The following is a 9,139-nucleotide window of genomic DNA, read 5'->3' as shown; positions in this document are numbered from 1 at the left end:
CGATGCGGTCCGGCGCTGGTCGCGCGTCGCGCTACACGCGAACGCCCGCATGGTCGGCTAGCTTCTGGGCGTTGTGGGCGACGCGCGCCACGTCATCCCACGAACGGCGCTGCGTGTGCGCGCGTAGCGCCTGCAACAGGTAGAGCGCTCCGGCGATGTACTGCCCGGACTGCTTGCCGCTCTCGCTCGTCGCGCGGTTCTCCGCGCCTACGAACTCCGCGCTACTCCAGGTCACACAGATAACGCCGGTGTCGCTCCGCTCCGTCTTCACGTCGAGATACACCATGTGCTGAGCCAGCACGGCGCAGCACACGGCCACCGTGCGCTTGACGGCTTCGAGCCGGTTCCGCTGCTGAGCCTCGCGGCTGCTCGGTTGGACGTTCGGCAGCGTCGCGAAGAACGGGCGAATGCCGCTCCCACGGAGGACGTAGCCGATCCACGGGGTTCGCGGGGCAAGCCCCACGACAACGAACGTCCTACCCCGATACTCGGGCCGGTCGCCCTGGTAGGTGACCTCGGTGCCGGGCGGGAGGTAGGCGGCTAGGGCGTCGGCTGCCTCGCGGGAGATCTTGCCCGCGCCACGCTGCAACATGCTGCCCAGCTCGCACGGGATGGGCTCCTTGGTGCATGGGCGGCATCGGCTCATGTGGTCCCTGACGGACCGGTGCGCGTTCAGCGCGTGCTCTCGGGTCACTTCTACCTGCTCACGGCGGATCATGTTGGGGGCCTCCTGCGGCGTTGTGGCGTTGGTGAGTGAGGGGTGGGGCGGGCGCGCCCGTGGTGGCGACACGGGCGCGCCCGGTGGGGGTTAGGCGTCGGCCTTCTCGGCGGCCTTGACGTCGGCCTCAGCGGTCAGAAGCCGGATGATCTCCTGCACGCGGTCGAACGACATGCCGCGCTCCTCCATGACCTCCGCGTACGTCTCTTCGCTGTGCGGGGCCTTGAACTTCTCGGCGAACTTCCACACGAGGCGGACGGCGGCCGTGTCGGCGGCGACCTTCGCGGCGGCCTTCTTACGGGCCTCGATCTCCTTGCGGTACTCGGCCATCTCGGGAAGCTCAGCAAGGAAGTTCTGCACCTTGGTGGCGCTGGTGCCGGGCACCTTGCCCAGCTCCGCGAGGGTCGCCTGTCCGAACCCGAGCTGTGCGGCGACGCGCATGCCGATCAGGGCGTACGTCGTGAACTTGGGCGCGTTCTTGCCGGTGCCGAGAGTGGCGATGTACTCGGCGGGCAGGTCCTTCAGCTCGTCGCCGGTGATGATGCGGTCTGCGACGCTGCCCTCAGAGTCGGCGTTCGCCAGCTCGTCAAGGCGGCCGGAAGCGGCCAGACCGATCACGACGTTGCCGGTCGGGCGGGAGATGCCCTGACGGGAGAACGTGGCCTTGTGGGCGACGGTGACGCGCTCGATGGCGTCGAAGATCTCGGCGGGGTTGATGGTGATCTGCATGGGTCGTGCCTTTCGTGGTGTTGGGTGCCCGCCCGGACGGTCCGGGCGGGCGGGTTGGTTAGAGCTGCTGTGTGTCGTCGATAGCGGTACCGCTGTTAGCAGGTTGACCAGCGGTTTCGCTGGCCGGTCTGCGGTTGCGGCGTCGCCGCCTGATCAGCAGTCCGAGCGTGGCGGCTCCGACTGCCAGCAGGGCGGCAAGCCACGCGGCCCACACGGTCACGGGGTCGCCGTTGGCCGTGTTCGCCGCGTCGATCTCGCCGGGTTCCGGCGTGTCCGCCGTTCCGGGGTCGCCCTGGTCGCCCTTGGGTCCGGGCGATCGGGGCTTGCCGGACGGTCCGGGGCTCCCTGCGGTGCCGTCCCGTCCGGCGGGCCCTGCGGCTCCAGTCGGTCCGGGGTCGCCGGTGCCGGGCGGGCCGGATGGCCCGGCGCTTCCGGTGGGTCCGGGGTCGCCCTGCGGTCCGGTCGGTCCGGGGTCGCCCTTGGGGCCGGTGTCGCCCTGGTCGCCCTGGGGTCCGGGTGGGCCGGATGGTCCCGGAGGGCCGGACGGTCCGGCGGGCCCTTGCTCGCCCTGGGGTCCGGCGTCGCCCTTGTCGCCCTTGTCGCCCTTGGGCCCGGGGACCGGTACGGCGGTGACGGTTGCCGTAGGTCCGGGGTCGCCCTGGGGACCGGGCGGGCCGGAAGGTCCGGGGGTTCCCATCGGTCCGGCGTTGCCCTGCGGTCCGGGCGGGCCGGACGCGCCGGGTTCGCCTTGCGGTCCCTGGGGGCCCATCGGTCCGGGGTCGCCCTGGGGGCCCTGGGGTCCGGGCGGGCCGGGGGGACCGCTGACAGTGACGGTCGCGGTTGGTTCGTCCGCTACCAGCGTTGCCGTGGTCACATCCCCTCCTGCCTGCGTGTTGGCTACTAGGAACGCGAGCGCCGCAACTGCGGTGAGCCACGCGAGCCGTTCGCTTGTTCGTATCTGCACATGACAAACGGTAGACCAGTAAGGATCTTTGGGGGCCCAATTTTTGTAACGGTTTTCCGGCGGATTTATAACGGTTAGGTCACAAAACGGGCCGGCCTGAAGGCAAATCGAACGCGCGTTCGATAGATAGTCAGTGAGGCTGATCGTCTACGTTGGCACCGAATCACCCGAACCGCCGACCGCCGACGCGCCATCCAGCCCCGGCTCGAATTTCCAACTCTTGATCTTGATTGAACGCTCCCAGATCGACGCAGAGCGCTTCTCTGTCCCGGGGGTACTCCTCTATGCCGGAGGACCGGTGTTCGTCCCCCTGCATCCATCTCAGAGCGTTCTGCGGGGTGCGTCGCGTCTCTCATGGTGCGTCAGATGCGTCATGAAGCGTCTCCGGGCATGCGAAAACCCATCAGCGACGAGGAGGTGGCCCAGCCTCGTTCTGATGGGTTTCCGGCCCGGTTCGGCCGCTCTTTGGCCTGTTTTCGCGTGATTCCGGCGGTCCGCCTTGCGGGCGCGTTCCGCGTTTGCGCTGGTAGCAGGCTTGCGGGGTGTCGCTCTATCCGCCAACCTGCGGGTCACGCGTCGGGCATAGCCTTGGCGTCGGCCGCGCACCCGATGCAGGGGATGGGCTGCCAGTGCAGGTCGCACCGGCCGGCGGGGCGGTTGGTCCGTGTGGCCTTGGCCTGTTCGCGGGCTTCGTGGTTGCGGGCGGTCTCGCGCCAGGTGCGCAGGTCCGCTGCGGGGATACCCGCGACGTACACGTGCAGGGCTCGGCGGACGCGGTTTTCGTGGGCGATGGTCTGGGCGATGCGCTCGGCTTCGTCGAGCGGCACTCCGATGCGCTTGGTGATGACCCGGGCGGCGCGGCTGGCCGCCGGGGTGTTCTTCTCCTCCTTGCTGATCTTGTCTTCGTCTTCCGGGTGGTGGTCGGCGGCTTGGGCGCTTGGTTCCTCCTCGACCCCGTACGGAGAAGAAGAGGATTGAAGTTGAGGAGTGGAGAGAGGATTGGGGGGAAGTCCAGACTTCCCCTTTTTCGCCCCAAACTTCCCCTTTTTCGCCCCAAACTTCCCCTTTTGCGGTCCAGACTTCCCCCTTTCGGTCGCGGAAACGGGGAAGCCTGGACTTCCCCCTTTTCCACCGGTCTCCCGGTCGTCCACAGCGTCATCCACAGGAGAAACGGGGAAGTCTGGACTTCCCCCTTTCCGGTCCCCCGTGGACCCGTCCGGCCCCGAAACGGGGAAGTCCGAGGGGCCCGCTTCGAGCTCCAGGTCGAGCGGACGCGGCGGCTCCCCGGGCAGATACCCAGGCATCGGAGGGATGTAGAACACGGTCGCCTTCCGGCGGCCGCCCCCCGATTCGAGCACGACGAGCAGCCCAGCCTCGACCAGCCGCTCCCGCATCGCCTTCACCGACCGCACGTCGATCCTCGCCCAGTGCGCGATCTCCTCGCGGGTCAGCCAGCCGGTGCGAGTCGCGTCGTTGATCCTGCGAGCGATGGCGATCAACGCGAGCAGGTCCCTCGGAGGCGTGCTCTTAGGCGCGTTGATCGCCACCTCGTCGGCCAACTTGTAACCCATCAGGCCCCTTACGTGCTGGTATTCCAAGGGAGCCACCGAGGGAAGAGGCGTCCCGCAACGATAGCGGTACCGCTATTAGCGTTCATCCGGCTCGTGGTGGCCGACCCGTCAGGTCGTACGTCCGCCGCCGGCCGGGATCGGACAGGACGTGGTATGCCTCCCCGATCTCCTGGAATCGCGCCGCCACCTTCGGGTCGGGGTTGACGTCGGGGTGGAGCTGGCGGGCCAGCCTGCGGTACGCCTTCCTGATGTCGTCCGGATGCGCGGTGCTGGTGACGCCGAGCAGGTCGTACAGCCGTCCGGCCGGTGGTGGTGCGGGCCTGCGTGGCGGCCGCGGTGGCGGTGGCGGGGTCTGGACCCGCGGTTTGCCGGGACAGGTCGCAGCGTGCGGCATCATCCGCTTCTCCGGCGGAACGAGCGGCAGGTCCTCGGTGATGCGGCGGGACCGGAGGATCCCGTGGACGTCCCTCCAGACGGCGGTGTTGCCGTCCTCGTGCGGGGCCAGGTCAACCGCGTAGGGGACGCCGGCCACGGTGCGAGTCCAGCGGACGAACCGCCCGCACGGCATCTTGTCCTTGCTGCCCTTGCACGGCTTCACGTCAGCGCGAGAGAACACGCCACTCCCCCATGTCCGATCCGGACAGTTCGATCACGCGGTGCCTCCGTTGTACCGGGCGAACACGGCGTTGATGGCGTCCAGCTCCGTCTTCACCTGGTCGCGTTCGGCCTTCATCTCGTCCAGCTCGACGAGGAGGTTGTCCCGGTCGGCGCGCATCTCCTCCAGCGCGGTGCGGGCGTCGTCGCGTTCGCGGATGGCCTGGTCCCGCTCGGCCTCGGTCCGCTGAATGGCCTGCTCGAACCCGAGGAGCGCCCGGAGCGCAGGGCCTGCTGTGGCCGGCGGCGCGGTGTCGGCCGAGGCCGGGACGGGTGTGGGTGTCTTCTTCGTCGAGGCCTTCGCGGCGGCGGCTGCGACGGTCCTGGGATCGGGCTTCGGGGTGGTCTTGGTGACGGTGAGTCCGCCGTCGTTCCACTCCAGCGCGATCCACCAGACGGGCGGGTTGGCGCGGGGCCGGTGGCAGCGGGTGTGCTCGGTCCGGTTCAGGTACTGGCGGACGTCCTTCTCGTGCTCGGAGTCCCAGTCGGGGCAGGTGGCCTTGATGATGTCGGCGAGGGCGCCGACCCACTGGACGCCCGGGACGTTGCCGTTGGTCAGCGGCTTGTCTCCCTGGTCGCGGGCGGCGTCGCGGAGCAGCCCCCAGAGCGCTTCGGCGTCGGCGAAGATGTCGCGGGGCTTGCTCCGGACGACGGTCGCGGTGTCGCCGATCTTCGGCACGTCGGTGTCTCCTTCGGTGGTGGCGGTGGTGGTGTTCTTGGTGAGGTAGGCGATGACCTCGGTTTCGCGGGCGTGCAGCATGTCCGCGTACGACTTGGACTCGACGGGGCCGGGGGTGTGGAGGAGTCCTCCTGACACGTACGGCTTGATGCCGTTCGCGAGGGCTGCGCCGACGAGCTCGTCAACGCTCCACCAGGTGTCACGGGGCATGGTGTCGGCTTTCTCGGGGGCGGGGTCGGTGGCGGCGACCATGGGGGAGGGTTTCGTGGGGTGGTCGTTCAGCAGGGATCGGATCTTGGTCTTGTAGTTGTCGAGGCCACGGCCCATGGCCTGGAGCGGGATCTCGCCGGTGCGGCCGTTCTCCGGGTTGGTGATGAGGAACTTGCCGTTGGCAAGCTGCATCGTGAAGCCGAGGCGTTCCGTCTCGGTCTCGACGAGCTTCTTGACGTCGGACTTGTTGGTCATAAGGCGGGCTCCTTCCGGATGCGTAGGCCAAGGTGGTCGGCGTACGCGGCGGTACCGGATGCGCCTCTGCTGGACGGGTGCAGGTGGGCCAGGACCTCGAAGGCGCCCCCGCGGCCGGCGGCGACGCCGAGCATGAATCCGTTCCGGTACGGCCCCGCTGACCTCGACAGGGCGGGGATGTGCCACGGCGCGGGGTGCGTCTCGACGGTCACGCCCGGCGTGTGGATCGCCCATTCGTACGTCCACCGATCCCCGCCCGAGGGTTCGTCGGTGTCGGGGTTGTAGCCGACGATCACGTGGAGACGGCCGCGGGCTCGCGCCAGCGTGGTCTCGAGGTCGGCGCGGACGCGTTGACGGGCGGCGCCCCGCCACCCGGTGTAGACCAGGGTGGCGGGGCGCGGGCTGACGAAGGCTTCGAGCTGGTCCCGGAAGTGCTGCCGGACGTGGTCAGCAGCTTCGGGCGGTACGCGGTGGTCGTCGAGGCTGCGGTTCAGCATGATGAGGAGGACGGCCCGCTCGCTCGGGCTGAGGTGTTCGAGCATCAGCCGTCCTTGTGGGTGCAGGTGGCGACGGTGATGTTCTCGGTGATCATCAGGGTGACGGGTTTGATGCCCACGGACTCCCACACGGGGCTGCCCTGCTCGTCTCGGACCCACTCGCCTTGCTCATCGGTGACCAGACGCTCGTCACTGCGGTAGAAGTTGCGGGAACCGCGCCCGTTCGGCTGCACCTTGACGCGTGTCTGACGGTCGTTCCCGGTGGCGTCCTGGTGGCTGGCCTTCTTCGGGTTGAGCCGAACCCACCTGTACACGTCGCGGTCGTACACGGCGTCCCAGATGTCGATGACGACGCCTTCTTGGATCTCGCACGACCGGCCGGACATGCGCGGGTAGAAGATCGTCGTCCCGACCGTGTAGGGGTTGCCCCGCCAGTCGGTGAGCGTCATCGGCTGCTGCTCGGTCATCGGCTGTCTCCCTTGTGGGTGCAGGTGTCGGCGGTCTCTCCGTGGAGGGCGAGGTGGTCGGGGCAGGGCCAGGTGGGGCAGTCGTCGTTGGTGCAGACGGTGACGGGCCGGGGCGCGCACATCGCGCACATGATCAGGACGCCGGTCACCCACTGCCCGCAGTGGTCGCTGCAGGAGACCCACGTCTCCGTCGTCGTGGGCTGGTGGCGGGCGTCGATGCGGTCGAACGCGGCCCGCAGGTCCGTGGTCTTCCGGCCACCGTGCAGCAGCTCGTCGAGCGCCGCCGTCCAGGTGGTGAAGCGGACAGCGCGGTCGTCGAGGTATGCCGTGGCCGGGACCTTCCAGTTCGTGACGAGCAGCCGGCCGCGTTCGTTCCAGAATTTCGGCGGAGTGAAGGTCGTGGTCTCGAAGCCGTGCGTGGCCAGCCACCCGGCTACCTGGCGAACGTCACGGCTGGTGTGGACGAACACCGCGTGCTTGTCCATGAGGGCGCGCAGCCCCTCGATCGCGCCGGGCACCGACTCGTCATAGGCCGTCCCGTCGAACCAGCCTCGGCTGTAGGCGTGGATCACGCCGTCGAAGTCCACTCCGATGGCCATCAGACCTGAGCCTCCCGTCCGGTGGTCGGCGCCTGATCGTCGTCGGCCGGCCCGAGGAAGCTCAGCCCGTAGTTCTCGCCTCGCTTCACCACGTGCCAGCGGCCGGTGACCGTGCCCCGGCTGACGGTGGCGGCGTTGAGCATCGCGCAGAGGTCCTTGAGGAACATGGGGAACTCGTGGTCGTCCTGGTCGGCGAGGAAGAACCGTGCTGCCGACCGGCCGCGCTCCCACCCGGTGATGCGCAGCGTGGCGGTGAACGGCTCATTGGGTCGCCACTCGGCGTTGCGCTTCGGGTAGTGCATGAGGTCGCCCCGCTCGTCGTAGGGGGCTTCAGTGACGGGCATGTCGGTCCTTTCGAGGGCGGGCCACTTCGTGGCCTCGTCGATGATCACGTGAGAGGCGCGCTGGCCCTGCATGGTCCGGCGGGCCTTCATGCGCTGCTTGATCTGGTCTTGCGTGGGCGGCGTCCAGACGTGCCAGCCGGCCGTGGGAGTCCACCGGCTGGCGTGCGGGAGCTGCCTGCGGCTGCCGCGTTGAGGAAGGCCGCAGTAGCGGCACCCGTTGACCTGCGCGACCAGGCGCTCAGTCATGGCCGCGCCGTACCTGGCGCCGCTCGCGCCGCGACATGTACAGCTGTATGCCGTACGCGCCACCGCGGCGGTGCGCGATCCACTCCGCTTCGACGTAGCCGCCGGGCTCGACGCCGACCGTGCGTACGGTCTCGACGAACTCCGTCATCGACATGGGGAACATGCGGCTTTCGTCGTTGAGCCACACGACGTAGCCGGCGGCGCGGCCGCGGGCGAACTGGCCGAGCTGGAGTCGCGCGCTGAACGGCTCCGGTGCGCGCCACACGATCTCTCCTTCGGGTGTCCATGCGGCGCGCAGCAGGTTGCCGAACTCGTCGTACGGCACCAACGCCTTGTCGTCGTCGAGGTCAGCGGTCATCGCTGCCTCCCTTGCCGATCTGGGCCAGGGCGTGACGAGCGATGGCCGCCCCACGCAGCCCGTTCGGGGGCGTCGGAGACGCGGGAGCGGGTGCCGGTTGAGCCTCTGGCGGCTCACTCCAGCCCTGGGCGAGAAGCCAGGTGACGTACTCGAACGCGAAGTCCGTGGTGCTGGGCCGTTCCCCGGCGTCGGTGTGGTCGCGGTCGTAGGCGCGGTGCGCGAGTCCCTTGATAGCGTTCTCGCGGGCGAGGCTTGTCACGGGGTTCTCCTTTCTCGTGCTGCTTTGCGTTGCAGGCGCCGCCGGTAGGCCGTGCGCTCGTCCTCGTCGAGGCCTCCGGCGACGCCGTACTGCGCCGCGCTGGCCTGCAGATGGAAGTCCAGGCACTCGGCCTGGGCGGAGCAGGTGCGGCAGAAGTGCTTGGCCCGCTCGATGCGGTTCTCCTTCTGCTTTGGGCTCTCGCGGGGCTCGCCCTCACCGGGTCCGAAGAACAGGACCAGGTCCTGTCCTCGGCAGGCGGCGCGGTTCCGCCACCCCTTGCGGCCGGGCATCAGCGCCTCCGCTCGATGAGTCCCATGTCGCGGGCGGCGGCGCTGTACCGTTCGACCTGGCGCAGCGACATCCGCGTCTCAGCGGCGATCTGCTGCAGCGTCTTGCCGTCGTTGATCAGCGCTGCGATGCGTTGCGCCTTGGCGAGGCTTCTCGGCGTGACGGGGATCCAGGCCGGCCCGTCCTCGGGTCGGATGACGTGGTAGCCCGCGTTGCCGAGGGCGTCGAGGATGTCGTCGGCGCTGGGTGAGGTGGACGTAAGGGCGTCGGAGATGACCTCGGTCGCCGTGTTGCTCATGGG

At 69.0% G+C, this 9,139-nt stretch carries 13 protein-coding genes; all 13 read right to left on the bottom strand.

Annotation, left to right across the window (positions count from 1 at the left end; genetic code table 11):
- Positions 1-31: 31 nt before the first annotated feature.
- Positions 32-718 (bottom strand): hypothetical protein, encoded by a 687-nt coding sequence (locus HD593_RS59765; RefSeq protein ID WP_185112852.1) that lies wholly within the window; start codon positions 716-718, stop codon positions 32-34.
- Positions 719-808: 90 nt separating this feature from the next.
- Complete coding sequence (locus HD593_RS59760; protein WP_185112851.1) at positions 809-1,447, bottom strand: hypothetical protein; 639 nt, start codon at positions 1,445-1,447, stop codon at positions 809-811.
- Between the two features lie 1,533 nt (positions 1,448-2,980).
- Positions 2,981-3,982 (bottom strand): hypothetical protein, encoded by a 1,002-nt coding sequence (locus HD593_RS59750; RefSeq protein WP_185112850.1) that lies wholly within the window; start codon positions 3,980-3,982, stop codon positions 2,981-2,983.
- Between the two features lie 82 nt (positions 3,983-4,064).
- Positions 4,065-4,598: a J domain-containing protein gene (locus HD593_RS64940; protein ID WP_312904483.1), complete on the bottom strand. Its 534-nt coding sequence runs from the start codon at positions 4,596-4,598 to the stop codon at positions 4,065-4,067.
- A gap of 33 nt (positions 4,599-4,631) precedes the next feature.
- A complete protein-coding gene (locus tag HD593_RS59740) occupies positions 4,632-5,780 on the bottom strand; it encodes a coiled-coil domain-containing protein (protein WP_185112849.1) in 1,149 nt (382 codons plus the stop codon).
- Entirely contained in the window at positions 5,777-6,322 is a 546-nt protein-coding gene (locus tag HD593_RS59735; RefSeq protein WP_185112848.1) for a hypothetical protein, read from the bottom strand. Before HD593_RS59735 ends, HD593_RS59740 begins: the two co-directional genes overlap by 4 nt.
- Entirely contained in the window at positions 6,322-6,744 is a 423-nt protein-coding gene (locus HD593_RS59730; RefSeq protein WP_185112847.1) for a hypothetical protein, read from the bottom strand. The genes HD593_RS59735 and HD593_RS59730 overlap by 1 nt, the downstream gene beginning before the upstream one ends.
- Positions 6,741-7,343, bottom strand: a complete 603-nt coding sequence (locus HD593_RS59725) for a hypothetical protein (RefSeq protein ID WP_185112846.1) — start codon at positions 7,341-7,343, stop codon at positions 6,741-6,743. Before HD593_RS59725 ends, HD593_RS59730 begins: the two co-directional genes overlap by 4 nt.
- The gene (locus HD593_RS59720) at positions 7,343-7,933 is read right to left on the bottom strand and encodes a hypothetical protein (RefSeq protein ID WP_185112845.1); all 591 of its coding nucleotides are present in this window, start codon (positions 7,931-7,933) and stop codon (positions 7,343-7,345) included. The genes HD593_RS59725 and HD593_RS59720 overlap by 1 nt, the downstream gene beginning before the upstream one ends.
- The gene (locus tag HD593_RS59715) at positions 7,926-8,291 is read right to left on the bottom strand and encodes a hypothetical protein (protein ID WP_185112844.1); all 366 of its coding nucleotides are present in this window, start codon (positions 8,289-8,291) and stop codon (positions 7,926-7,928) included. Before HD593_RS59715 ends, HD593_RS59720 begins: the two co-directional genes overlap by 8 nt.
- A complete protein-coding gene (locus HD593_RS59710; RefSeq protein ID WP_185112843.1) occupies positions 8,281-8,550 on the bottom strand; it encodes a hypothetical protein in 270 nt (89 codons plus the stop codon). Before HD593_RS59710 ends, HD593_RS59715 begins: the two co-directional genes overlap by 11 nt.
- Complete coding sequence (locus HD593_RS59705; RefSeq protein WP_185112842.1) at positions 8,547-8,840, bottom strand: WhiB family transcriptional regulator; 294 nt, start codon at positions 8,838-8,840, stop codon at positions 8,547-8,549. The genes HD593_RS59710 and HD593_RS59705 overlap by 4 nt, the downstream gene beginning before the upstream one ends.
- Positions 8,840-9,136, bottom strand: a complete 297-nt coding sequence (locus tag HD593_RS59700) for a hypothetical protein (protein ID WP_185112841.1) — start codon at positions 9,134-9,136, stop codon at positions 8,840-8,842. The genes HD593_RS59705 and HD593_RS59700 overlap by 1 nt, the downstream gene beginning before the upstream one ends.
- Positions 9,137-9,139: the final 3 nt, after the last annotated feature.

Origin of the sequence: Nonomuraea rubra, from assembly GCF_014207985.1 — a bacterium.
Classification (GTDB): Bacteria; Actinomycetota; Actinomycetes; order Streptosporangiales; family Streptosporangiaceae; genus Nonomuraea; species Nonomuraea rubra.
This window is presented reverse-complemented; position numbering and strand designations above follow the sequence as displayed.